This is a genomic window from Amycolatopsis sp. NPDC114484 (genome assembly GCF_055633755.1).
The window spans coordinates 509836-534524 of record NZ_JBVKDQ010000002.1; the positions used below are offsets into that span (position 1 = coordinate 509836).

Genomic DNA, 24689 nt, shown 5'->3' on the forward strand with positions numbered 1-24689 from the left:
TGACTCCAGGGAACCCCGAGGGAATCTGATTCCCTCGGGGTTCCCTTCACGGACCTTCGTCCGAGCGGTCAGCGGCGGCGCGTGCGGAGGTAGTCCCCCACTACTGCCGCGCCCAGGCCGTCCAGGTCCGGAGCGATCACCCGGCCGCCGGAGCGGCGGGCGATGGTGTCCACGAACGCTTCCAGCCGCGGGTCGTCGCCGAGGCGGAAGACGGTGACGGAGGCGCCCAGTTTGGCGATTCTGTCCACTTCGGACAGTGTCTTGTAGATGGTCGCCGGTTCCGGCGGGTACGAGAATTCCGCTTCGCCGTCGGGTTCCAGATGGGCGGTGGGCTCGCCGTCGGTGACCATGAGGACCACCGGCTGGGCGTCCGGGTGCCGGCTCAGGTGCCGTCCGGCCAGCAGGAGTGCGTGGTGGGCGTTGGTGCCTTGCTCCCAGGTGCCTTCCAGGCCGACCAGTTCGGGCAGTTCCACGGGCATCGCGTAGCGGCCGAAGGTGATCAGCTGCAGCGCGTCGTTGCGGAATCTGGTGCTGATCAACTGGTGCAGGGCCAGCGCGGTGCGCTTCATCGGCAGCCAGCGGCCTTCTTGGACCATCGACCACGACGTGTCGACCAGCAGCGCCACCGCGGCTCGCGAGCGATGTTCGGTCTCGATGACCTCGACGTCCTCGACATCGAGGCGGACGCTCCCCGCGCCGACCGCGGTGGAACGCAATACGGCGTTGCGCACGGTCCGCGGGACGTCCCACGGTTGCATGTCACCGAACCGCCAGGGACGGCTCGAACCGGTCGGTTCGCCTGCCGCGCCCGCAGATTCGGTCTCGCGCTCTCCGGTTTTGCCGCGCAGCGAATTGACCACATCGGACAGTGCGGTCTCGCCCAGGCGGCGCAATGCCTTGGGAGACAAACGCAAGGTGCCGTCCGCCGCGCGTTCGAAGAGTCCCTGCTGACGCAGTTCTCGTTCCAGTTCGGACAGGCGGCGGGCGTCGACGCCCGCGTCCGGACCGAGTTGGCGTTCCAGCGCTTCCAGGTCGATGTCTTCCAAACGGGCACCGGGATACGACTGGCCCAGTTGTTCGGCCAGAGCGTCCAGTTCCGCCAGATCGGCCATCGCCTGCGCGCCTTCGCCCAGGCCGAGCGGATCTTGGCCGCGGAAGCGCGAGGACGACGTCCAGTCCTCCCCTGGCCGCAAAGCCCGCAGCTGGGAGTCCAAAGCGGACAGTTGCTGCGCCAGCCTCGGGTCGCCGAAGGCTTGCTGCGACAGCTCGGCCAGCTCGGCGCGTTGTTCCTCGGACATCGAGTTCAGCATCCGCTGCGCGGCTGCGGAACGGGCGGCCAGCACGTCGATCAGCTCGTCGACGTTCCGCGGGTTCTCCGGGAAGAACTCGCCGTGCCGCCGCATGAACTCGTCGAACCGTTCGCCGATGTCGCTCGCGCCTTGGGCGTGCGCGGACAGCAGCGCGTTGAGGTCGCCGAGCATCTGGTTGATCCGCTCGACGTCCTCGGGGCCGGCGTCCCGCATCGCCTGTTTCATGCCCTGGAACCGCGCGTCCAGCAGTTCGCGGCCGAGGAGGTCGCGGATCTGGTCGTACTTCTGCCGTGCTTCGTCCGAGCGCCAGTCGTACTCGTTCAGCTCGCGGACGGCCGCGGCGGCGCCGGGCGGCAACGCGTCCAGTTGCGCTTCGCGGAAGCGGGCCTCGTCGTCGGGGTCCGGGAACAGTTCCCGGCGCTCGGCTTGGAGTGCTTCCTGCAGCAGTTGCTGGACTTCCTGGAGCGTGCCGTCCAGGCGGTGCCGCCGCTGGATCTGCGAACGGCGCTGCCACAGCTGGCGGGTCAGCTCGTCAAGGCCAGCGGTGCGTTCGGTGCCGCGGCGCAGGAGTTCTTCCAGCGCCGACCGCGGGGACGAGCCGCCCATGACCTCGCGGCCGATCTCGTCCAGCGCGTCCCGCAGGTCCGCGGGCGGGGCCAGCGGATCCGGCCCGTCGTGCCACGGGCCGTAGGAGTATCCCTCCGGTAGCAGCGGCATTATTCGCCGTACACCGTCGTGCCGTCGTCGGAGTCCTTCGCCAGCCTGCGGGCGAGGAACAGCGACTCCAGGGCCAGTTCGACCGCCGCCGCGATCCGGCCCGCCGGCTCGTCCGCGGACACTCCGGCCCGCTGGGCGACCTCGTGCAGCACCGGCAGTTCCGGCAGCGCCGCGAGCACTTCCGCGCCGGGGACGCGCTCGCCGGTGGCGACCAGGTGGCCGTCGGCGACCGCGTCGGACAGCGGGCGCAAGTCCAGCCCGGCGAACCGTTCGCGGGCGGTTTCCGCGATCGCGCGGCGCATCAGGTGCACGAGGTGCTCGACCTCGCGGCCCTCCTCGCCGGGCTCGAACTCGACCTTGCCGCGCAGCACGGCGGGCACGGCTTCGAGGTCGACCGGCCGCGCGACCGCCGGGTCCTCCCCCGTCACCGCGGCCCGGCGCAGCGCGGCCGCCGCGACGGTCTCGGCCGCTGCCACTGCGAACCGGGCGGACACGCCCGAGCGCTGGTCGATCACCGGCGATTCGCGCAGGTTGCGCACGAACCGGGCCAGCACCTCCAGCAGCGGCTCGCCGACCTCCGCGACCAGGTTCGCCTCCTGGCGCACGACGGCGACCTCGGACTCGACGTCCAGCGGGTAGTGCGTGCGGATCTCCGCGCCGAAACGGTCCTTCAGCGGCGTGATGATCCGGCCGCGGTTGGTGTAGTCCTCGGGGTTGGCGGTCGCGACGAGGAGGACGTCCAGCGGCAGCCGCAGCGTGTAGCCGCGGACCTGGATGTCGCGTTCCTCCATGACGTTCAGCAGCGCGACCTGGATCCGCTCGGCGAGGTCGGGCAGCTCGTTGATCGCGACGATGCCGCGGTGCGCGCGCGGCACGAGTCCGAAGTGGATGGTCTCCGGGTCGCCGAGGCTGCGGCCTTCGGCCACCTTAACCGGGTCGACGTCGCCGATCAGGTCGCCCACGCTCGTGTCCGGCGTGGCCAGCTTTTCGGTGTAGCGCTCGCTGCGGTGCCGCCAGGCCACCGGCAGGTCGTCGCCGAGTTCGGCGGCGCGGCGGATCGAGCCGGGCGTGATCGGGTCGAGCGGGTGTTCGCCCAGCTCGGAACCCTCGATGACCGGGGTCCACTCGTCGAGCAGGCCGGACAGGGTGCGCAGCAGGCGGGTCTTGCCCTGGCCGCGTTCGCCGAGCAGGACGACGTCGTGGCCGGCGAGCAGGGCGCGTTCGAGCTGGGGCAGCACGGTGCGGGAGAAGCCGACGATGCCGGGCCAGGCGTCGCGGCCCTCGCGCAGCGCGGCGAGCAGGTTGTCGTGGATCTCGCGCGCGATCGGGCGCGGGGCGTACCCGGCGGCGCGAAGCTCGCCGGCAGTACGGGGAAGAGCGTCGGGAACAGCGTTCACCCCTTCGACGCTACTGACCGTTCCGGCATCCGTCGACGTGGAGCGGCTCCAGCCGGGCGGGGATCGGCGTAGCCGGGAGGAACCGGTAAAATCAGCAGTCGTGTGCCGACCCAGTGCGACCCTCGCCGTCTGGTCCTCCGCGTGGCTGAACGGGGCCGCGGCGTCCGACGACGTCCTCGACGCCTTGCAGGACTGGGCCGAGGCCCACGACGTGGTCGCGGCGGATCCCGCCGCGGCTGACGCGTTCGACCTTCCGCTCGCGTTTCATCGGGCAGCCACTCCGGTGCAACTGCTGCTCGCGTTGCGGGCGCAGGGCGCTGGGAGTGTCCAGCTTGTACTGCCAGTGCCTGGTGACGTGCGCGGCTTGGGCGGCGGGGGGCCGTTCGCCGATGCGGCGTTGCGTTGCGGCGAAGCGGTCGTTTTGGGCGGGCTGGGGTTCGGGTTGGTGCCGGAGCCGATCGCCGAGGGGTTGATGCGGTGGACGGTGTATTCGCTTCCCGCGCCGGTTTCGTTGGAGTATCAGCCGTTGCCGGATGCCGAGTACGGGTTGACCGACGCGATCCGGGCCAGTGCGGGGGCGTTGCAGGCGTTGGACGTGGCCAGCGACCGGCCTGGGGTGCGGGCGGAGCTGTCGGCGCATTTGCGGGCTCGGCCGCAGGTCGAGTGGCCTGCGGGGACGCCGGGGCGGGCGTTGCGGGTGCTGCAGCGGGCGGAGGAGATTTCGGCGATTCTGGCTGTTGCGCAGGCGGATGATCCGGGTGGGGCGTTGTCGGCTTCGGCGGTGAATCGGCGGGCGGAGGCGCTGCGGCCGTTGGCGGAGGCGGTTCGGGGGGCTCGGACCGCGTCGGTTAATGAGGCGGTGCGGGTGTTTGCTGAGCAGGGGGATCGGCAGGCTTGATGGGTCTGGGGGGGTGCGTGTGGGCTCGTCGCCTGGCGGCGACATTGCGCCCCGTTGCGTGCGTGGGGCACCCCGAAGCTTGATTGTGCTGACGGTTTGAGGGTGCTTGTCAAGGCGGGAAAGATGCCTTGACAAGCACCCTCAAACCGCAGGGCGGCTTCGTATCGGGGTGCGGGGGTGGTGTGGGTGCGTCGACAGTCGGGTGCAGTGGCGGCGGTTCGGCGTCGGGGCTAGCGCCCCGACGCGGCGGAGGGGCGGGCGACCGGGTGCGGGCCGTGAGGGGAACCCTGACGGAATCAGGGTCCCTCAGGGTTCCCCTCACGGACCAGTCAGCGGGTGGGGCGGCGGATTGGTTCGCAGCAGGAGACTGCGCAGGGGGCGCCGTTGACGGTGCAACCGGCCGTGGGGAAAGGCGAGAGTTTCCTTGCGGGGGCGTCGGCCAGGTGTTCGCGGACCAGTTCGACCACCATTTCGGCGAACCTCGGGTCCGCGTCCGGCGTCGCGGCGCGGGCGAAGGCCATGCCGTGTTCGGCGGCTCGGTCTGCGGCTTCGTTGTCCAGGTCCCAGATTACTTCCAGGTGGTCCGCGACGAAGCCGATCGGGCTGACCACTACCGAGTCCACGCCCTGGGCGTGCAGTGCGTCGATGTGGTCGACGATGTCCGGTTCCAGCCACGGGATCTGGGGCGGGCCGGAGCGCGACTGCCAGACGACGTCGTACTCGGCGATTCCGGCTTCGGCGGCCACGAGACGGGCGGCTTCGGCGATCTGGCTCGAGTAGCGGCGGCCGCCTTCCGACGGTGGGCCGGAGGCCAGGTCGGCGCTTTCCGGGATCGAGTGGGCGGTGAAGACCGTGCGCGTGCCGGGGCGGTCGCCGAGTTTCGCGTGGGCTGCGCGGACCGCGTCGGCGATCGTGGCGATGAACAGCGGGTGGTCGAAGAATTGGCGCAGCTTGACCAATTCCGGCGCGTCGTCGCCGACTGCGGTGCGGGCCCGTTCGATGTCCTCGTCGTACTGGCGGCACGCGGAGTAGCCGCCGTACGCGCTCGTCGGGAACACCAGGGCGCGGCGGACACCCGCGTCCTTCATCCCGGCCAGCGTGTCTTCGACCATCGGCGCCCAGTTGCGGTTGCCGAAGTGCACCGGGAGTTCGATGTTCTCGGCCGCCAGCTGCTTCTCGACCGCAGCGATCGCGGCGCGGTTGAGCCGGTTGATCGGCGAGACCCCGCCGAAATGCTGGTAGTGCTCGGCCACCTCGAGCAACCGCTCACGAGGCACGCCCCGGCCCCGGGTGACGTTCTCCAGGAACGGCATCACCTCGTCGGGCCCCTCCGGACCGCCGAACGAAAGCCATAGCAACGCGTCGTAACCCACGGTGCTCATCCTGCCCCTGTGGCGCTCCACACGCCTCGGCGGCCCGGTTGTGTATCGCTCTGTCCAAAATGTGTTAGCGTGGTCAGCATGCCGAGGCCACGCGAGTTCGACGAGACCGAAGCGCTCGAAGGCGCGATGAACGCCTTCTGGGCGCGAGGATACGAGTCGACGTCGACCGAGGAACTGTGCGCCGCCACCGGACTGGGGCGCAGCAGTATCTACAACACGTTCTCCAGCAAACACGAACTGTTCCGACGCGTGCTCGACCACTACTCGCACCGCGGCATCCGCCTACGGGAAACCCTGCTGGACAGCGCCCCCGACGGCCTCGGCGCCATTCGCCTGCTCCTGGCCTCGACAATCGACGACGAACTAGAAAACGGCAGACGCGGCTGCCTGATGGTGAACGCCATCGCCGAATTCGGTACCACCGATCCAGAAGTCGCCGCACAAGTGAACGCCGACACCGAAGCCCACCTGTCGGCATTGACGCACTTCGCCCGCACCGGACAAGCGGACGGCAGCGTCACCCGCGACCGCGACGCCACCGACATCGCAACCTTCATCCACGCCACCATTTCCGGAATCCGAACAATGTCGCGACGCGGAGCCGAACACAACGCACTGACGTCGGTAGCCGAGATCGCGGCGAGCGCAGTCGCCCGCCGCTGACGCCGAAAAATCGCCCTCGCACCACCAATCCGCCGCCCCACCCGCTGACTGGTCCGTGAGGGGAACCCTGAGGGACTCTGATTCCGTCAGGGTTCCCCTCACGGCCCGCACCCGGTCGTGAGGGGCTCCTTGAGGGAATCAGGGTCCCTCAGGGGGTCCTTCACCGACCACCCGCCCGAGCACCGCCGCGTCGGGGCGCTAGCCCCGACGCCGAACCGCCGCCACTGCACCCGACTGTCGACGCACCCACACCACCCCCGCACCCCGATACGAAGCCGCCCTGCGGTTTGAGGGTGCTTGTCAAGGCATCTTTCCCGCCTTGACAAGCACCCTCAAACCGTCAGCACAATCAAGCTTCGGGGTGCCCCACGCACGCAACGGGGCGCAATGTCGCCGCCAGGCGACGAGCCCCCACACACCCCAGACCCCACCCAAGTTTTGTACCACACATTTCAGAAAGCGAGCCCCCCGTGCCCCCAGCCGTCCTCATCCTCGGCCTAAGCATCTTCGCCCTGGGCACCTCCGAATTCATGATCACCGGCCTCCTCCCCGGAATGGCCGCCGACCTCGGGGTAACGATCCCCGACGCAGGCCTACTGATCTCCGCCTTCGCCATCGGCATGGTCCTCGGCGCACCCCTGCTAGCAGTCGGCACGATCCGCCTCCCCCGACGAACCACGCTCCTCGGACTGCTAATCGTCTTCAGCGCCGCACACATCATCGGCGCGATCGCCGACGGCTACGGCCTCCTCTTCACCACCCGCATCATCAGCGCAGTAGCCTGCGCCGGATTCTGGGCCGTAGCCGCCGCAACCACCGTCAACCTCGTCCCCGAAGCCCGACGCGGACAAGCCCTCGCAGTCCTAGTCGGCGGACTCACCGTCGCGAACGTCGTCGGCGTCCCGGCAGGCACCCTGCTTGGACAGCACGCAGGCTGGCGAAGCGCGTTCTGGGCAGTCGCCGCGCTGACCGTCGTCGCTGCCGTCGCGGTTCTCCTGTCGGTTCCCCGCACCACCAAGGAAACCGAAGCACCGCGGATCGCGGAAGAACTACAGGTATTCCGCCGCAGCCGGTTGTGGCTCGCGCTCGGCGTGATCGCGCTGCTGCAGGCGATGGTGTTCGCGACGTTCAGCTACCTCGCTCCCCTGCTGGTCTCCGTCGCGGGCCTGCCCGAGTCCGGCGTTCCGGTGGTGCTCGCGCTCTTCGGCGGCGGTGCGGTGATCGGGATTTTCGCCGGCGGCAAGCTCGCTGACACGTATCCGTTCGCGACGCTTTACGGCAGCCTCGGCCTCGCCCTCGCCGCTCTCGTCGCGCTCGCCTTCGCTACCAACGCCGTCGTCGCGGTGGCCGCCGTCCTGGTCCTCGGCGCGGCCGGATTCGCGGCGAACCCAGCGCTCAATGTGCGGGCTTACGCCGCAGCGGGCGGGACCTCGACGCTCGTCGGCGCCAGCACGACGTCCGCGTTCAACGTCGGCAACACGGTCGGACCGTGGCTGGGCGGCACGACGATCAGCGCGGGGATGGGCTTCTCCAGCGTGGCCTGGGTGAGCGTCGCACTCGGGGCGCTCGCCCTGGCGGCGCTCACCTTCGCGCTGCGCCTGCACCAGCGCGACACCGCCCCGCAACTGGTGGCCGCGTAAAAAGGAAATGGCCCCGCAGGAGCATTCCCGCGGGGCCATTTTCGTCACCGGATCAGATGCCGAGCGCGTGCACTCCGCCGTCGACCATGATCATCGAACCGGTCGTGGCCGGCAGCCAGTCGGACAGCACGGCGCACACCGTCTTGGCGGTCGGCTCCGGGTCCGCGGAGTCCCAGCCGAGCGGCGCGCGGTCGCCCCAGCCGGCTTCGAGTTCGCCGAAGCCGGGGATCGACTTCGCGGCCATCGTCTTCATCGGGCCCGCGCTGACCAGGTTGACCCGGATGCCCTGCGGGCCGAGTTCCTTGGCCAGGTACCGGTTCACCGACTCCAGCGCGGCCTTCGCCACGCCCATCCAGTTGTAGACCGGCCACGCGACGCGCGCGTCGAAGTCCATGCCGACGATCGAGGAGCCGCGGCCGAGCAGCGGCAGCGTCGCCACCGCGAGCGACTTGAACGAGAACGCCGAGACGTCCACCGCGACCTTCACGTCGTCGCTGGGCGCGTCCAGGAACGGCGCGCCGAGGCAGCTCTGCGGCGCGAAGCCGATCGAGTGCAGCACGCCGTCGAGGCCGTCGACGTGCTCGCGGACGCGGTCGGCGAGCGAGTCGAGGTGCTCCTGGTCGGTCACGTCCAGCTCGAGCACCGGGGCGGGCTCGGGCAGCCGCTTGGCGATGCGCTCCACCAGCGACATCCGCCCGAAGCCGGTGAGCACGACCTTCGCGCCCTCCTGCTGGGCGATGCGGGCCGCGTGGAACGCGAGCGAGGCGTCGGTGATGACGCCGGTGATCAGCAGCCGCTTGCCTTCGAGCAATCCGGGCAACACGTCCTCCAGGTCGTGGGTGTTCTTCTCGGGAAGGTCAGTGGCCGAGGCCGAGGCCGCCGTCGACGGGCAGCACCGCGCCGTTGACGTAGCCCGCCTCGTCCGACGACAGGTACCGCACCGCGGCGGCGATCTCGGCCGGTTCGGCGTAGCGGCCGGACGGGACGCTGGCGAGGATCTCCTTGCGCCGGTCCTCGGGCAGCGCGTCGGTCATGTCGGTGTGCACGAAGCCGGGCGCGACCACGTTCGCGGTGATGTTGCGCGAGCCCAGCTCCCGCGCGAGCGAACGCGCGAAGCCGACCAGGCCCGCCTTCGAGGCGGCGTAGTTCGCCTGCCCGGCCGAACCGGAAAGGCCGACCACGGACGAGATGAACACGAACCGGCCCCAGCGGGCGCGCAGCATGCCGCGCGAGGCCCGCTTGGCGACGCGGAACGCCCCGGTGAGGTTCGCGTTCAGCACCCGCTCGAACTGCTCCTCCGACATCCGCATGAGCAGGGTGTCGTCGGTGAGCCCGGCGTTGGACACCAGGACCTCGACCGGCCCCTGGTGCTCCTCCACGAGCTTGAAGGCCGTGTCCACCTGCTCGGCGTCGGTGACGTCCGCCCGCACCCCGAAAAGCCCCTCCGGCGCGCCGGACCCGCGGTGCGTCACCGCGACCCGGTGGCCCTGCTCCGCGAGGTCGCGGGCGATCGCCAGCCCGATGCCCCGGTTGCCGCCGGTGACCAAGACCGACCGTCCCACTGCGTTCTCCTCGTCGTCATCGCGGTTGCGCCAGCGTGAGGCTATCGGCTGCGCTGACCGGCGGCGCACCCGGCACTCCCGTCCTAAGCGACGGTAAGGAACCGCGCCTCGACCTTGATGGTTACTGCCCGGTTGGTCACCGTGAGTCGCGACACAGGAGGTCAAGGATGACTACCCGGATCCAGGACGCCGGCTCGGCGCGGGACGAGCGGCGCGTGGTCGGCAACGTGCTGCGCGGCTCGATCGGAAACCTCGTCGAGTGGTACGACTGGTACGCCTATTCGGCGTTCACCGTCTACTTCGCGAAGGCGTTCTTCCCTGGCGGCGATGCCACGGCGCAGTTCCTCAACACCGCGGCGGTGTTCGCCGTCGGATTCCTCATGCGCCCGCTCGGCGGCTGGCTGCTCGGCCGCTTCGCCGACCGCTACGGGCGCCGGTCCGCGCTCGTGCTCTCGGTCTCGATGATGGCGTGCGGTTCGCTGCTGATCGCGGTGACGCCGGGCTATTCGACGATCGGCATCGCGGCCCCGATCCTGTTGGTCTTTTCGCGGCTGCTGCAAGGGCTTTCGGTCGGCGGCGAGTACTCCACCTCGGCGACGTACCTGTCGGAAGTGGCCACTCCCGGCAAGCGCGGGTTCTACTCCAGCTTCCAGTACGTGACCCTCGTCGGCGGGCAGCTGCTCGCGCTGGGACTGCAGCTGATCCTGCAGAGCGTGCTTTCCGACAAGCAGATGGGCGACTGGGGCTGGCGGATCGCGTTCGTCGTCGGCGCGCTCGCCGCGGTGATCGTGATGGCGCTGCGGCGGTCGATGGACGAGTCGGAGAGTTACCAGCGGGTCAAGGAAAACACCGCAAGCGCGGCAGGTGCAGACAACGAGCGCGGCACGCTGCGCCAGCTCGTGAAGTACCCGCGGGAGATCCTGCTCGTCGTCGGACTGACGCTCGGCGGCACGGTCGCGTTCTACACCTACGCCACCTACACGCAGAAGTTCCTGGAGAACACCGCGCACATCCCGCGGCGCACGGTCACCGTGATCATGTTCCTCGCGCTGCTGATCTTCGCGATCCTGCAGCCGCTCGCCGGGAAGCTGTCGGACCGGATCGGCCGCCGGAAGCTGCTGATGTTCTTCGGCATCGCGGGCACCCTGCTGACCGTGCCGATCATGACGCTGATGGCGCGCACCAGCCAGCCGTTCCTCGCCTTCCTGCTGCTGCTCGGCGCGCTGGTGATCGTGACCGGCTACACCTCGATCAACGCGATCGTGAAGGCCGAGCTGTTCCCGACGCGGATCCGCGCGATCGGCGTCGGCCTGCCCTACGCGCTCACCGTCGCGATCTTCGGCGGGACCGCCGAGCTGATCGCCCAGGCGCTGAAGAAGGCGGGTCACGAATCGCTCTTCTTCTGGTACGTCGCGGGTTGCGTCCTCGTGTCGCTCGTCGTGTACGCGACAATGCGGGAAACTTCGCGTTCGTCCGCTCTCGAACGCGGCGAGGACTGACCGGGAGGACGGCCGTGCGCGTGCTGCTCGTGGAGGACGACACCGGGGTCGCCCGGGCACTCGCCGAAACGCTGCAGGCGCACGGCCACTCCGTCACCGCGGTCGGCCGCGGCTCGGACGCCCTCACCCGGCACCGGGACGCGGACCTGCTGCTTCTCGACCTCGGCCTGCCGGACCTCGACGGGCTGGACGTGCTGCGCAAGATCCGCCAGGTGTCGCCGGTGCCGGTGATCGTGCTGACCGCGCGCGACGACGAGCGCTCCGTCGTCCGCGCGCTGCGCTTCGGCGCGGACGACTACCTGGCGAAACCGGTGCGGATGGCCGAATTGCTCGCCCGGATGGACGCGGTGGCGCGGCGGGCGGGCAGCTCCTCCCCCGCGCCGAAGGACCCGGTGGTGCAGATCGAGGACGTCGAGATCGATCTCGGCGCGCGCCGGGTGGTGGTCGGCGGCCGGGACATCGGGCTGACCACGAAGGAGTTCGCGGTCCTCGCGGTCCTCGCCGCCCGGCCGGGCACCGCGGTCAGCCGGCAGCAGCTGATGGACGAGGTGTGGGGCGACGCGTACCTCGCCGTGTCGCGCTCCCTCGACGTCCACATGACGCAGCTGCGCGCGAAGCTCGACCGGCCCGGCCTGCTTACCACGATCCGGGGCTTCGGCTACCGGCTCGGCCGGAGCTGATCGGTGCGCACTCGCCTGCTGGCTGTTCTTGTCACGCTCGCGCTCGCCGTCGTGGCGGCGTTCGCCGTGCCGTTGCTGTCCGCGACCGCCGATCAGCGGACGCAGCAGCTGGTGATCTCGCGCAGCAGCGACGTCGACCGCTTCGTGGTGCTCGCGCAACAGGCCGTCGATTCCGGCGACACGACCGCGTTGAACGCCGACGCCCGGCAGTATTCGTCGTTATACAGCGAAGGCGTGCTGATCGTCGACGCGCAGCGGCGGCCGCTCGTCGAAACCGGCGGCCTGACCAGCAGCGATCCCGACGCGCGGTCCGTCATCGAGGCGACGCTGCGGAACGAGCCGGAAGCGCCGGTCGAGCGGATCCGGCCGTGGTCGGGCGCTCCGGTGCTGTTCGCCCGCCCGGTCGGCACCGGGACACGGGTGTCCGGGGTCGTCCTGCTGCGGGCTTCGGTGACGGCTGCGGCCGAGGACGTCGGAGCCGCGTGGAGCGCCATCGCGGCCGGGGCGATGGTCGTCGCGGCGCTGTTCGTGCTGCTCGCGGTCCTGCTGTCGCGGTGGATGGTGCGGCCGTTGGTGGAGCTGGAAACCGGCGTGCTGGCGGTGGCGGGCGGACGCCGCGCGCAGGTGCCGGAACGCTCCGGGCCGCGCGAACTGCGATCGCTCGCGGCGTCGGTGAACCGGATGTCCGACGCGGTCGTCGAGTCGGCGAACCAGCAGCAGCGGCTCGTCGCGGACACCTCGCATCAGCTGCGCAACCCGATGGCCGCGCTGCGCCTTCGGCTCGACCTGCTCGGCACCGAGGTCGAAAACCGTCCCGCCTACGACGCCACGGTGGCGGAAGTCGAACGGCTGGAACGGATTCTGGACGGCCTGCTCGCTCTCGCGACCGCGGAAAGCACCGCGACCCGGCTGGCCGCACGCGCGGACGACGAGCCCGCCGACCTGGCGGCGGTCGTGGCGGAACGGGTCGACGCGTGGCGGTTGTCCGCCGACGAAGCGGGCGCGACCCTCGTGCCGTGCGCGGGCCACACCGAACCGCTGCTGGTGCGGACGCCGGAGGGCGAACTCGCGCAGATTCTCGACGTCCTGCTGGACAACGCCGTCCACCACGCCGGTCAGGGAGCGACCATCACCGCCGCTTGGGAATCCACTTCGGACACTGTCACGCTGATCGTCACCGACGACGGTCCCGGCCTCCCGCCGGAGGATCTCGCCCAGGCGACCGAACGGTTCTGGCGGGCGGGCGGCGACGGCGCGCCGCGCGGAACCGGTCTCGGACTCGCCATCGCCCGGGAGCAAACCCGCGCCCGGGGCGGGGTTCTGGAGCTGCGCGCGGTCGAACCGCACGGCTTGCAAGTCCGGATCACGCTGCCCGCCGAGGTGACGCCGTGACCGTCACTCGCCGCGCGGCGATCCTCGGCGGCCTCGCCCTCGCACTCGCCGCTTGTGACGACACCTACCGCGGCCCGGACCGGAAGATCACCATCGCGTCCGGCGAACCCGGCGGCTTCTATCTGGCCTTCGCCGAGGTTCTGGCCGCCGAACTGTCGCGCGCCGAACCGCGGCTGCACTGCAGCGCGCTCCCCACCGAGGCGAGCGTCGAGAACGTTCAACGCGTCCTCGACGGCACGGCCGACTTCGGCCTGGCGCTCGCCGACGTGGCGCAATCGGCGATCACCGGCGGCACGCCGTTCGGGAAACCCGTTCCGCTGCAAGCACTCGGCCGCGTCTACGAGAACTATCTGCAGCTCGTCGTCCGCGCCGAGGACCACATCACCGACCTCCGCGCGCTCGCCGGACGCCCGATCTCGGTCGGCGCGAGCCGCTCCGGCGCCGCGCAGCTGGGCGAACGGGTCTTCGCCGCGAACGGCGTCCCGGTGCAGGCGCAGCACCTGCCGTTGAACGACGCGGTCGCCGCGCTGCACGACCGCCGGATCGACGCGTTCCTGTGGTCCGGCGGGATCCCGACGCCCGCGCTCGCCGACCTCAACCGCACGACGCCGCTCGCGCTGCTCCCGCTGACGTCGGTGCTCCCCCAGCTGCGCAAGGCGTACGGGCCGCTGTACGAGCAGGTGCAGGTGCCCGCCGGCGCGTACCGCGGGGTCGGCTCCCTGCCGACGATCGGCGTCGCGAACTTGCTGGTCTGCTCCCCGAAGCTGCCCTTCGACGTCGCCGCCGCAGTCGTCCGGGTGCTCGCCGGACGCGCCGCCGAACTCGTGCCCGCACAAGCCGTCGGGACGCAATTCCTCGACGTACGCACACTCATCGGCACCCAGCCAGTCCCACTGCACCGCGGCGCCGCCGACACCTACCGCGCACTGCACGGCTGATCGCTAGATTGGTCGCGTGACCGAACGCCGACCTCTCGCCGAAATGCCCCTCCGCGTGCGCTACCACGAATGCGATGCCCAGGGCATCGTCTTCAACGCGCACTACCTGGCCTACGCGGACATGGCGGCGTTCGAGGTGGAGAGAGCGCTCTTCGGCTCGCACGACGCCCTGCTCGCCACCGGGGTCGACGTCGTGGTCGCCGAGTCGAATCTGCGGTATTTCGCGCCGTGCCGCTTCGACGACGAGCTGGTGGTCGCGGTGTACCTCGTGCACCTGGGCACCACGTCGATGCAGTTCGAGCTGGAGGTCCGCCGCGACGGCACGGTGACGACCGAGATCCGGCTGCGGTACGTGTTCGTCGACACCGAGAACTACCGCAAGGCCGAACCGCCGCCGGAGGTGCGCGGGGCCTACGCGCAGTATCTCCCCGAGGCAGTGTGAGGGCGGCCGTGTTCCGAGTGCTGTTCTACCGCCCCGAAATCCCGCCCAACACCGGCAACGCGATCCGGCTCGCGGCGAATACCGGGTGCGAACTGCATCTGGTGGAGCCGTTGGGGTTCACCTTGGAGGACAAGCAGCTTCGCCGCGCCGGGCTCGACTACCACGACCTCGCGCGGGTCCACGTGCACGCTGATCTGGCCGCTGCGTGGGAAGCCCTGTTGCCGTCGAAGGTGTATGCGTTCAGTGCGACCGCGACGCGGCTGTACACGGATGTTTCTTACGCGCCTGGGGATGTGCTGATGTTCGGGCCGGAGTCCGCCGGGTTGCCGGAGGAGGTTCAGCACGCGCCGGAGGTCACCGAGCGGCTGCGGTTGCCGATGCTGCCGAACAACCGGTCGCTGAACCTGGCCAACACCGCGGCCATCGTCGTCTACGAGGGGTGGCGGCAGAACGGCTTCGCGACGCCGTGAGATCAGCGGGTCTCAGCTCAGGAACCGCTGGGCGGCGGCAGCCCAGCGGCGCGAGAACTCGTCGTTGACGAGTTCGCTCATGCTGCCCATCGTCTCGCCGGGCTGAACGGTCACGTCCAAGGCGAAATAAGCGCCCGGTCCTTCGAGGCTCGCGTTCGTGCTGATTCGAGTACACCACGCCTCGGTCCCGAACCGCCGGTCCAGCGCGTCCAGTGCGGGCTGTTTCGTGGCCAGGAGGAGCCGGTCCAGGACTTCGCTGGACACCATCCGCCGGCTGCTCGTGTCGCCGACTTGGACGACGCAGTGAAAGACGTTGCCGGCCGCGCGAAGCCGACCGCCGGCGGGTTCGGGCACCGGCTTCTTCCTGAATGGCAACCGCATGTCTGTCCGGTCTCCCTTGCCTTGAGCGTCCAAGGCAGACACCGTAAAGGCGGCTTCTCGGGACCGGTCCCGAGAAGCCGCCTCGGTCGCGGACCTACGGCAGTCTCTGGCCGAACAGCAGCGCGGTCGCGGCTCCGGCCATCAGGATGATCGTGCCCAGCACCGCCCACGGCTTGCTCGCGTCGGCGTTCTTCAGCTCGTACCCGATCTGCTCGCCCAAGTCGGCGTACACGCGTTTCAGCTCGTCCGCGCTCGCCGCCTTGTAGAACTCGCCGCCGGACAGCCGGGCGATCTCGCGCAGCGATTCGTCGTCCACGCGGACGTCCTGCTGCTTGCCCTCGATGTCGACCGAGCCGTGCTCGGTGCCGAACGAGATCGACGAGATCGGCATCTGCGCCTGCTTCGCCGCCTGCGCCGCGGTGTACGCGCCGCGCGGGGCGTACAGGTCTTCCGGCACCGTCTGCTTGCCGTCGCTCATCAGCACGATCCGCGCGGGCGGCGGGCCGTCCGCGCCGCCGACCACCGCGGAGAAGCTCTGGATCGACTGCATCGCCGCGTAAATGCCCTCGCCGGTGGCGGTGGACTGGGCGAGCTTCAGGTTGTCGATCGCCTTCGACACGCCCGCCCGGTCCGTCGTCGGGTTGACGAGGACCGTCGCGGTTCCGGCGAACGAGATCAGGCCCAGGTTGACGCCCGGCGTCATGTTCTGCGCGAACTGTTTCGCCGCGTCCTGCGCCGCCTTCAGCCGCGTCGGCGCGACGTCGGTGGCTTCCATCGACAGCGACACGTCGATCACCAGCATGACCGTCGCCCGGTTGCGCGGCACTTTCTGCTCGGCCGTCGGGCCCGCCAGCGAAACCGTCAGGAACAGCAGCGACAGCACGATCAGCACCGCGGGCACGTGCCGGATCCAGCCCTGCGCCTTGGGCGCGACCTTCTCCAGCAGCTCGAGATTCGCGAACCGCATCACCCGGCGACGGCGCTGCCGCTGCGACAGCACATACGCGCCCGCCACCGCGGCGACCGCGAGCAGCAGCAGGAACCACCACGGCGAACTGAAACCGGCGAGGCTCATGCCGTCGCCTCCTTACTGGTTGCCCGGGCGGCGGCCGCGTGAAGGGGGACGGCGCTCATGCGACACCCCCGGACCAGCGACGCTTGCGAGCGACCACGAACCGCACCATGTCCGCGATCCAGTCGGAATCGGTGCGCAGCACCAGATGCGCCGCCCCGGCCCGGCGCAGACCGGCCGCGACCGCCTGCCGGTGCGCGTTCGCCGCCGCGCCGAATTCCTTGCGCAGCAACGCCGAAGCGTGCACCTCGCGCTGCCGTCCGGTCTCCGGGTCGGCCAGCACGACGGTGCCGACGTCCGGCAGGTCCACGTCGCGCGGGTCGATGATCTCGATGGCGATCAGCTCGTGCCGTCCGGAGAGCGCGCGCAACGGCCGCTCCCAGTCCATCGGGCCGAGGAAGTCGGAGATCACCACCGCCAGTCCTCGCCGCCGCGGCGGACGGCGCAGCTTTTCCAGCGCCTCGGCGAGATCGCCGCGCACGCCTTCGGCGGCACGGGGCGTCTCGGCGAGCCGCCGCACCAGACCGCGGGCGTGCGGAAGCCCTCCGCGCGCCGGGAGCCGGGTGATGCCTTCGCCGTTGGACACGAGCGCGCCGATCCGGTTTCCGCCGCCACCGGTCAGGTGCGCGACCGCAGCGGTCGCGCAGACCACCAGGTCGCGTTTCTCGCAGAGCGCGGTGCCGAAGTCGAGGCTCGCCGACATGTCCGCGACGACCCACGTCTCCAGCTCGCGGTCCGCCACCGTCTCGCGGATGTGCGGCGTCGTGGTGCGGGCGGTGACCGCCCAGTCCATCCGGCGCACGTCGTCGCCGGGCTGGTAGGGCCGGGCCTCGCCGGGCTCCGAGCCGGGCCCGGGGACGAGCCCGAGGTGGTTGCCCTGGAGCAGCCCGTCGAGGCGGCGGCGCACTTCGAGTTCGAGGGTGCGCAGTCCCGCTTCCATCCGGTCGCCGCGCAGGACCGGCGGCGCCCAGGCCGGGCGTTCGCCCGGGTGTTTCGAGGATGTGCCAGCCACGCCGCTACCTGACGGGCGCGCCCGCCGGCACCGGGCCGGCGCCGCCCTGCGGCCGGGCCGAAACCTGCGGCAGCGGCACGGTCTGCAGCACGCGGGTGACGATGTGGTCCACCGGCACGCCGTCGGCCAGCGCGTCGTAGGACAGCACGAGCCGGTGGCGCAGCACGTCCGGCACGACGTCGACCACGTCTTGCGGCAGCACGTAGTCCCGGCCGCGCACGAGCGCAAGCGCCCGCGCCCCGGCGATGATGCCGAGGCTCGCACGCGGCGAGGCGCCGTAGGACACCCAGCCCGCGACGTCGGAGAGGCCGTGGTCGTTCGGGGTGCGCGTGGTGAGCACGAGCCGCACGACGTAGTCGACCAGCGCGTGGTGCACGAACACCTGCGACGCGACGCCCTGCAGCCGGACCAGCTCGGCCGGGCTCAGCACCTCGTGCGGTTCCGGCGGCGTGACGCCCATCCGGTAGATGATCTCGCGCTCTTCCTCGGCGGAGGGGTACTCGACGAGGATCTTGAACAGGAACCGGTCGCGCTGGGCCTCCGGCAGCGGGTACACGCCCTCGTTCTCGATCGGGTTCTGCGTGGCCAGCACGAGGAACGGATCGGGCATCGGGAAGGTCTTGCCGCCGATCGACACGTGCCGCTCGGCCATCACCTCCAGCATCGCCGACTGCACCTTCGCCGGGGCGCGGTTGATCTCGTCGGCGAGCACGAAGTTCGCGACGACCGGGCCGAGTTCGACGTCGAAGCGCTCGGCGCCCTGGCGGTAGATGCGCGTGCCGAGGATGTCGGCGGGCACCAGGTCGGGGGTGAACTGCACGCGGGAGAACGAGCCGCCGACGACGCGCGCGAACGTCTCGACCGCCAGCGTCTTCGCGACCCCGGGCACGCCTTCGAGCAGCAGGTGCCCCCTCGCCAGCAGCCCGACGAGCATGCGCTCCACCAGCCGGTCCTGTCCGACGATGACGCGCTTCACCTCGAACACGGTGCGTTCCAGCAGCTGGGCGTCCCGCGCCGGGGTGCCGGGCTGCTGCCCGTTCGCTCCCTCGGCGAAGCCGGGCTCGGTCACTCTTCCTCCAGGGGTTTCCACGTCTGCGTGCTCGTCCGCGACCCTACTGGGTCGAGAACTTCCCGCGACGGTAGCCAATCGCATCGCCGGTGTGACAGCTGTGAAGCCCCTGTCAGCGATGCTTTTCCAGGTCCTCCGGCGTGTCGATGTCGTCGCTCTCGCCGGGTTCCGCCGCGACCTCCGCGATCCGCAGCCCGCCGAGCGTCCGGCGCAGCGACGCGTTCTCCGGACGCTCCGGCATCGCCTCGCGCAGAGCCGCGGTGCGCCAAGCGCTCACCAGCCATTGCCGCTCCCCCGCCGCGTCGACCAGCACGGCACCGTCTTCCTTGACCACAGTGGACCGCAGCCGGTCCACTGTGGAGCGCCGGATGCCGGGCAGGTCAGCGGCGAGCAACACGACGATTTCGGCGTCCCCGACGGACTCCAGCCCCGCGGCGAGCGCGGCGACCGGCCCCGCACCGGGAACGTCTTCGCGGGTCCAGACCACCGCGTCGTATCCCGGCCGCCTCGGCCCGCAGACCACGACCGGATCCGCCCCGGCCAGAGCCTCGACCGCCCGGCCCAGCAACGAGATCCCGCCGACCCGCAGCTCCGGCTTGTCCACTCCGGACAGCCGGCGCGCGGCCCCGCCGGCCAGCACGATCCCCGCGAACCGGGGGCGTTCAGTCATAGCCCCAGCGTGCCCGCCGCGAAAACCCGCGCGCGCTCCGGGGTCGCGCGGGTTAGGTTGCCGACGTGCCCGACGCCGCGCGGCTGCTCGCCGCTTACGACCGCGAAGTCCGCCAAGCCGAGCTGACCCAGGCCGAACCCGGACAACAGCTCACTGTCGACGGCCCGCTCGCCCGCCTCACCGGCGGCCGCCGGGGCTTCGTCTCCGGCCCGCCCGACCTCGGCGTGACCGGCGACGCGCTCGACGACCTGATCGCCCGCCAGCGCGCGTTCTTCGCCGCCCGCGGCGAGGAGTTCGAGTGGAAGACCCGCAGCCACGACCGTCCCGCGGAGCTTCCCGAACGCTTGCTGGCCGCCGGATTCACCCCGGAGGAAACCGAGACCGTCCTGATCGCGCCGCTGGACGCGGTCGCGGCCTCGGCCCCGCCGTCCGCCGACATCGTCGTGCGCGAAGCCGACGGCCACGACGACCTGCTGCGCATCGCCACGCTCTCGGCGGCGGTGTTCGGTCACGAGGAGGCCGCGGTCGCCGCCGATCTGCTCGCCCGGGCCCGCGCCGATTCCGGGACCACCACGCACGTCGTCGCCGAAGCGGACGGCCGGTTCGTCGCCGCGTCCCGGCTGGAACTGGTGCCGGGCACCGGGTTCGCCGGGCTGTGGGGCGGCGCGACGCTGCCCGAATGGCGCGGCCGCGGCCTCTACCGCGCACTCGTGGCGCACCGGGTCGGCACGGCGCGGGCGCGCGGAGTGGCTTACCTGCAGGTCGACGCGCTGCCCACGAGCCGTCCGATCCTCGAACGGCTGGGCTTCACCGCGGTCACCGAAACGACGCCCTACGTGTGGAGCCCGCTCAGCCGATGAGGCGCGTCGCGTACGGCATGATCCCGCCGTAGCGGACCGGAGCCACGCGCACGTGCGAACCCGACTGCGGGGCCTCGACCATCTGCCCGTTGCCCAGGTACAGCGCGACGTGGTGGATGCCGCCCGAGCCGCCCCAGAAGAGCATGTCGCCGCGGCGCATCTGCGACAGCGGCACGCGGCGGCCCGAGGTGTACTGATAGCCGCTGAAGTGCGACAGCCCCTGCACGCCGGCGAAGGCGTAGATCATCAGGCCGGAGCAGTCGAAGCCGATCTTGCGGTAGTCGCCGTACCGGTCGGCCACGCCGCCGTCGCGGATGCCGCGGGTCGGGCCGCTGCCGTTGCCGCCGCCCCACGCGTACGGCATGCCCACTTTGGACAGCGCCCGCGCGATCACGGCTTCGATCGAACCGCCCGCCGCCGGAGACGGACGCCCGCGGCTTCCGCCGCCGTTGTCATCGCCGCCGTCGTCGTCATTGTTGTTGTTCGCCGCGGCCGCCCGCAGCGCCGCCTGCCGCGCGCGCTCCTCGTCCTCGCGCTGCTTCTGCGCGAGCCAGTCCTGGTAGCGCTGGCGCTGCCCCTGCAGGCCGTTGACCTTCGCCTGCGCGGCGTACAGCTGCTGCTCGACGGAGCTCTTGTTGGCTTCCAGCTGTGTGTTCTGCGCGGCCTGGGCCTGCTGCGCGGACACGGCGGCGGACTGCGCGGCGTCCGCGGCGCCCTTCGCCCGGGTGGCCGCGTCCTGCTTCTGCTGCGCGAGCTCCAAGGCCTTGCGCGCGGCGGAATCCTTGTTGGCCTTGTCGGTCTGGGCCTGCTGGAGCCGGTCCATCGCGTTCAGCCGCGAGCCGCCGATGGCGTTGAGCAGCTGGGCACGGGCGAGCAGGTCCTTCGGGCTGTCCGACGTCAGGTACGCCGAGACGGACCCGATCGTGCTGCCCTGCTCGAAGCTGGCGGCGGCGAACTTCTTCGCGTCCGCGCGGGCCTTCTCGATCGCGCCGACGGCCGCGTCCGCCTCCTGGCGCGCGGACTTCGCGTCGTTCTGCGCCTGGGTGGCCTCGTCCTGCGCGGTCTGCAGGTCGACCAGGGCCTTCATGGCCTGTTCCTGCTTCAGCTCGACATTGTCCTGCAGCGAGCTGAGCTTCTGCTCGGCCTGCGCGAGCTGGTTGGTGAGCCGCCCGACCTCGCCCGCTTTCGCGTTCGCGTCGCCCTTGGCGTCGGTGATCGCCGAATCGCTCGGGTTCGGCGGCGGCGGAGGCACCGCGAGCCCGGTGCCCGCCGCGCCGAGCAGCGCCACCAGGGCGACCGTCGCAACCGTCAGGCCGCGCCGGGCTCCGGCGCCGCGCACCAGCGCGTCCGCCGACCCGGACCGTCCCCGTCGGACCATCAAGCCCCGCCACCTCCGCTCACCGGCCGCAGGGTCCGCGAACACACCGCGTACCACTGCAGTCACACCACTATCACAAGCCTCAGCGAGAACTTACACACCGCGGAGATCATTTCCCCTGTTCGGGGGACCTGCCGGAGCGGCGTGTCCGGATGGCGCACGTCACTCCGCGTGTCGCCTTGAACGAAATACAGGACACGCGTACTGTTTGGACCGATGGACGAGGTGTGCCCTCCCGGTTCCGGTTCTACGGTGGGGGTGCGCAAGACTCGCCTGGGTCGATCCCGACGACCCGGAAACCGACACCGAACTGACCCGGGAGGACACGCCGGCGGCGGCGTGGAATCCATGCCACTGGAGTTAGACGTGACTGCACCTAGCAAGGACAGCTTCGGCGCCAAGGACACCTTGCAGGTGGAAGAGAACTCGTACGAGATCTTCCGCCTGGACAAGGTCGAAGGCGCCGCCCGGCTGCCCTACAGCCTGAAGATCCTCCTCGAGAACCTGCTGCGCACCGAGGACGGCGCGAACATCACCGCCGACCACATCCGCGCGCTCGGCGGCTGGGATCCGAACGCGGACCCGTCGATCGAGATCCAGTTCACGCCCGCCCGGGTGATCATGCAGGACTTCACCGGCGTGCCCTGCGTGGTCGACCTGGCCACCATGCGCGAGGCCGTGACCGCCCTCGGCGGCGACCCGGACAAGGTCAACCCGCTCGCCCCGGCCGAGATGGTCATCGACCACTCGGTGATCATCGACGTGTTCGGCCGCGCGGACGCCTTCGAGCGCAACGTGGAGATCGAGTACGAGCGCAACCGCGAGCGCTACCAGTTCCTGCGCTGGGGCCAGGGCGCCTTCGACGAGTTCAAGGTCGTCCCGCCGGGCACCGGCATCGTGCACCAGGTCAACATCGAGCACCTGGCCCGCACGGTCATGGCCCGGGGCGGCCAGGCCTACCCCGACTCCTGCGTCGGCACCGACTCGCACACCACCATGGTCAACGGCCTTGGCGTGCTGGGCTGGGGCGTCGGCGGCATCGAGGCCGAGGCGGCCATGCTGGGCCAGCCGGTGTCGATGCTGATCCCGCGCGTCGTCGGCTTCAAGCTGACCGGCGAGATCCCGGCCGGCGTGACCGCGACCGACGTCGTGCTCACGATCACCGAGATGCTGCGCCGGCACGGCGTGGTCGGCAAGTTCGTCGAGTTCTACGGCGAGAGCGTCGCCCAGGTGCCGCTGGCCAACCGCGCCACCATCGGCAACATGAGCCCGGAGTTCGGCTCCACCGCGGCGATCTTCCCGATCGACGACGAGACCGTCCGCTACCTCAAGCTCACCGGCCGCTCGGCCGAGCAGGTCGCGCTGGTCGAGGCGTACGCCAAGGAGCAGGGCCTCTGGCACGACCCGTCGCACGAGGCGCAGTACTCGGAGTACCTCGAGCTGGACCTGTCGACGGTCGTCCCGTCGATCGCCGGCCCGAAGCGCCCGCAGGACCGCATCGAGCTGACCGACGCGAAGTCCTCGTTCCGCAAGTCGGTGCACGACTACGCCGAGGACGAGCAGCCCACCCCGCACACGAACGTCGACGAGACCGTCGAGGAGACCTTCCCGGCCTCCGACCCGGCCGCGCTGTCGTTCCAGGACGAGACCGCGGTGCCGGTGCAGTCCGCGGCGAACGGGGCCACCGGGCGGCCGACCAAGCCGGTCAAGGTCTCCACCGCCGACCGCGGCGAGTTCGTGCTCGACCACGGCGCCGTGGTGATCGCCTCGATCACCTCGTGCACCAACACCTCCAACCCGTCGGTCATGCTGGGCGCGGCGCTGCTCGCGCGCAACGCGGTCGACAAGGGCCTGTCGGTCAAGCCGTGGGTCAAGACGTCGATGGCCCCGGGCTCGCAGGTCGTCACCGACTACTACGACAAGGCCGGCCTCTGGCCGTACCTCGAGAAGCTGGGCTACCACCTGGTCGGCTACGGCTGCACCACCTGCATCGGCAACTCGGGCCCGCTGTCGGACGAGATCTCCGCCGCGATCCAGGAGAACGACCTCACCGCGGTCTCGGTGCTCTCGGGCAACCGGAACTTCGAGGGCCGGATCAACCCGGACGTCAAGATGAACTACCTGGCGTCCCCGCCGCTGGTCATCGCCTACGCGCTGGCCGGGACGATGGACTTCGACTTCGCGACGCAGCCGCTCGGCCAGGACGGCGACGGCAACGACGTGTTCCTGAAGGACATCTGGCCCTCGCCGCAGGAGATCCAGGAGACCATCGACTCCGCGATCACGCAGGAGATGTTCAAGAAGGACTACGCCGACGTGTTCGACGGCGGCGAGCGCTGGAAGTCGCTGCCGACGCCGACCGGCAAGACCTTCGAATGGGACGCCGAGTCCACCTACGTCCGGAAGCCCCCGTACTTCGACGGCATGGCCGCCGAACCGGCCCCGGTGCAGGACATCTCCGGCGCCCGGGTGCTGGCGAAGCTGGGCGACTCGGTCACCACCGACCACATCTCCCCGGCCGGCGCGATCAAGCCGGGCACCCCGGCCGCGCAGTACCTGGTCGAGCACGGCATCGACCGCAAGGACTTCAACTCCTACGGCTCGCGCCGCGGCAACCACGAGGTCATGATCCGCGGCACCTTCGCGAACATCCGGCTGCGCAACCAGCTGCTGGACGACGTGCAGGGCGGCTACACCCGCGACTTCACCCAGGAAGGCGCGCCGCAGGCGTTCATCTACGACGCGGCCCAGAACTACGCGGCGGCGGGCACCCCGCTGGTCGTGTTGGGCGGCAAGGAGTACGGCTCCGGTTCCTCGCGCGACTGGGCGGCGAAGGGCACCTCGCTGCTGGGCGTGCGCGCGGTGATCACCGAGTCGTTCGAGCGCATCCACCGCTCCAACCTGATCGGCATGGGCGTCATCCCGCTGCAGTTCCCGGCGGGCGAGTCGGCGTCGTCGCTGAAGCTGGACGGCACCGAGACGTTCGACATCGAGGGCATCACGAAGCTGAACGACGGCGAGACGCCGCGGACGGTCCACGTGACGGCCACGAAGGAAGACGGCTCGAAGGTGGAGTTCGACGCGGTCGTCCGGATCGACACCCCGGGCGAGGCGGACTACTACCGCAACGGCGGCATCCTGCAGTACGTGCTGCGGAAGATGACGCAGTCCTGACGGTCTGAACCGCTCCGAAGCCCGCTTCCGCGTTCGCGCGGGGGCGGGCTTCGGCGTTTCCGCGCTACGCTCGGCGGAGGGTC

Annotated in this window: 22 protein-coding genes; 11 read left to right on the forward strand and 11 right to left on the reverse strand. The window is 70.6% G+C overall.

The genetic code is table 11. The annotated features are described in order from the left end of the window. Positions 1 to 68: 68 nt before the first annotated feature. Both ACZ7SW_RS08375 and ACZ7SW_RS08380 read right to left on the reverse strand, forming a co-directional pair. Entirely contained in the window at positions 69 to 2027 is a 1959-nt protein-coding gene (locus ACZ7SW_RS08375; protein ID WP_470229716.1) for a hypothetical protein, read from the reverse strand. Beyond that, positions 2027 to 3424, reverse strand: coding sequence for an ATP-binding protein (locus ACZ7SW_RS08380; RefSeq protein WP_470229717.1), 1398 nt, complete (start codon positions 3422 to 3424; stop codon positions 2027 to 2029). The genes ACZ7SW_RS08375 and ACZ7SW_RS08380 overlap by 1 nt, the downstream gene beginning before the upstream one ends. Before the next feature lie 100 nt (positions 3425 to 3524). Between ACZ7SW_RS08380 and ACZ7SW_RS08385 the strand changes: the two genes are divergently transcribed. Beyond that, positions 3525 to 4322 (forward strand): hypothetical protein, encoded by a 798-nt coding sequence (locus tag ACZ7SW_RS08385; RefSeq protein ID WP_470229718.1) that lies wholly within the window; start codon positions 3525 to 3527, stop codon positions 4320 to 4322. 329 nt (positions 4323 to 4651) lie between these two features. On the opposite strand, the gene ACZ7SW_RS08390 is transcribed toward ACZ7SW_RS08385, so the two are convergent. Further along, positions 4652 to 5695, reverse strand: a complete 1044-nt coding sequence (locus tag ACZ7SW_RS08390) for a ferrochelatase (protein WP_470229929.1) — start codon at positions 5693 to 5695, stop codon at positions 4652 to 4654. A gap of 87 nt (positions 5696 to 5782) precedes the next feature. On the opposite strand from ACZ7SW_RS08390, the gene ACZ7SW_RS08395 reads away from it, so the two are divergent. Next, entirely contained in the window at positions 5783 to 6367 is a 585-nt protein-coding gene (locus ACZ7SW_RS08395; RefSeq protein WP_470229930.1) for a TetR/AcrR family transcriptional regulator, read from the forward strand. A 470-nt stretch (positions 6368 to 6837) separates the two neighbouring features. Next, a complete protein-coding gene (locus ACZ7SW_RS08400; RefSeq protein ID WP_470229719.1) occupies positions 6838 to 8007 on the forward strand; it encodes a Cmx/CmrA family chloramphenicol efflux MFS transporter in 1170 nt (389 codons plus the stop codon). 52 nt (positions 8008 to 8059) lie between these two features. On the opposite strand, the gene fabI is transcribed toward ACZ7SW_RS08400, so the two are convergent. Beyond that, on the reverse strand, positions 8060 to 8827 hold the full coding sequence (gene fabI, locus ACZ7SW_RS08405; protein ID WP_470229720.1) for an enoyl-ACP reductase FabI: 768 nt from the start codon (positions 8825 to 8827) through the stop codon (positions 8060 to 8062). A 37-nt stretch (positions 8828 to 8864) separates the two neighbouring features. Continuing rightward, positions 8865 to 9569 carry a 3-oxoacyl-ACP reductase FabG gene (gene fabG / locus ACZ7SW_RS08410; RefSeq protein WP_470229721.1) on the reverse strand — a complete coding sequence of 235 codons (705 nt, stop codon included), beginning with the start codon at positions 9567 to 9569 and terminating at the stop codon, positions 8865 to 8867. Positions 9570 to 9736: 167 nt separating this feature from the next. On the opposite strand from fabG, the gene ACZ7SW_RS08415 reads away from it, so the two are divergent. Genes ACZ7SW_RS08415 through ACZ7SW_RS08440 form a run of 6 tightly spaced genes read left to right on the forward strand, consistent with a single transcriptional unit; the run spans position 9737 to position 14990 of the window. Next, positions 9737 to 11068: an MFS transporter gene (locus tag ACZ7SW_RS08415; protein ID WP_470229722.1), complete on the forward strand. Its 1332-nt coding sequence runs from the start codon at positions 9737 to 9739 to the stop codon at positions 11066 to 11068. A gap of 14 nt (positions 11069 to 11082) precedes the next feature. Next, positions 11083 to 11748, forward strand: a complete 666-nt coding sequence (locus ACZ7SW_RS08420) for a response regulator transcription factor (RefSeq protein ID WP_037806515.1) — start codon at positions 11083 to 11085, stop codon at positions 11746 to 11748. 3 nt (positions 11749 to 11751) lie between these two features. Beyond that, positions 11752 to 13140: a sensor histidine kinase gene (locus ACZ7SW_RS08425; protein ID WP_470229723.1), complete on the forward strand. Its 1389-nt coding sequence runs from the start codon at positions 11752 to 11754 to the stop codon at positions 13138 to 13140. Beyond that, the gene (locus tag ACZ7SW_RS08430; protein ID WP_470229724.1) at positions 13137 to 14078 is read left to right on the forward strand and encodes a TAXI family TRAP transporter solute-binding subunit; all 942 of its coding nucleotides are present in this window, start codon (positions 13137 to 13139) and stop codon (positions 14076 to 14078) included. Before ACZ7SW_RS08425 ends, ACZ7SW_RS08430 begins: the two co-directional genes overlap by 4 nt. Before the next feature lie 16 nt (positions 14079 to 14094). Next, positions 14095 to 14520 carry an acyl-CoA thioesterase gene (locus tag ACZ7SW_RS08435; RefSeq protein ID WP_470229725.1) on the forward strand — a complete coding sequence of 142 codons (426 nt, stop codon included), beginning with the start codon at positions 14095 to 14097 and terminating at the stop codon, positions 14518 to 14520. Positions 14521 to 14528: 8 nt separating this feature from the next. Then, positions 14529 to 14990 carry a tRNA (cytidine(34)-2'-O)-methyltransferase gene (locus ACZ7SW_RS08440; protein WP_470229726.1) on the forward strand — a complete coding sequence of 154 codons (462 nt, stop codon included), beginning with the start codon at positions 14529 to 14531 and terminating at the stop codon, positions 14988 to 14990. 12 nt (positions 14991 to 15002) lie between these two features. Here the strand turns inward: ACZ7SW_RS08440 and ACZ7SW_RS08445 are convergent, their stop codons facing one another. The 5 genes from ACZ7SW_RS08445 to mobA form a co-directional block, all read right to left on the reverse strand. Next, positions 15003 to 15344, reverse strand: a complete 342-nt coding sequence (locus ACZ7SW_RS08445; RefSeq protein ID WP_470229727.1) for a hypothetical protein — start codon at positions 15342 to 15344, stop codon at positions 15003 to 15005. 121 nt (positions 15345 to 15465) lie between these two features. Beyond that, positions 15466 to 16446 carry a VWA domain-containing protein gene (locus ACZ7SW_RS08450; protein ID WP_470229728.1) on the reverse strand — a complete coding sequence of 327 codons (981 nt, stop codon included), beginning with the start codon at positions 16444 to 16446 and terminating at the stop codon, positions 15466 to 15468. A gap of 55 nt (positions 16447 to 16501) precedes the next feature. Then, positions 16502 to 17383 (reverse strand): DUF58 domain-containing protein, encoded by an 882-nt coding sequence (locus ACZ7SW_RS08455; RefSeq protein WP_470229931.1) that lies wholly within the window; start codon positions 17381 to 17383, stop codon positions 16502 to 16504. A 76-nt stretch (positions 17384 to 17459) separates the two neighbouring features. Next, positions 17460 to 18524 carry an AAA family ATPase gene (locus ACZ7SW_RS08460; protein ID WP_470229729.1) on the reverse strand — a complete coding sequence of 355 codons (1065 nt, stop codon included), beginning with the start codon at positions 18522 to 18524 and terminating at the stop codon, positions 17460 to 17462. 112 nt (positions 18525 to 18636) lie between these two features. After that, positions 18637 to 19194, reverse strand: a complete 558-nt coding sequence (gene mobA / locus ACZ7SW_RS08465; RefSeq protein WP_470229730.1) for a molybdenum cofactor guanylyltransferase — start codon at positions 19192 to 19194, stop codon at positions 18637 to 18639. Positions 19195 to 19259: 65 nt separating this feature from the next. On the opposite strand from mobA, the gene ACZ7SW_RS08470 reads away from it, so the two are divergent. Then, positions 19260 to 20054, forward strand: coding sequence for a GNAT family N-acetyltransferase (locus tag ACZ7SW_RS08470; protein WP_470229731.1), 795 nt, complete (start codon positions 19260 to 19262; stop codon positions 20052 to 20054). Here the strand turns inward: ACZ7SW_RS08470 and ACZ7SW_RS08475 are convergent. After that, a complete protein-coding gene (locus tag ACZ7SW_RS08475; protein ID WP_470229732.1) occupies positions 20044 to 21432 on the reverse strand; it encodes an NlpC/P60 family protein in 1389 nt (462 codons plus the stop codon). The two genes, ACZ7SW_RS08470 and ACZ7SW_RS08475, sit on opposite strands and share 11 nt — an antisense overlap. Before the next feature lie 348 nt (positions 21433 to 21780). Between ACZ7SW_RS08475 and acnA the strand changes: the two genes are divergently transcribed. Next, positions 21781 to 24606, forward strand: a complete 2826-nt coding sequence (acnA, locus tag ACZ7SW_RS08480; RefSeq protein ID WP_470229733.1) for an aconitate hydratase AcnA — start codon at positions 21781 to 21783, stop codon at positions 24604 to 24606. The last annotated feature ends 83 nt before the right edge of the window (positions 24607 to 24689 follow it).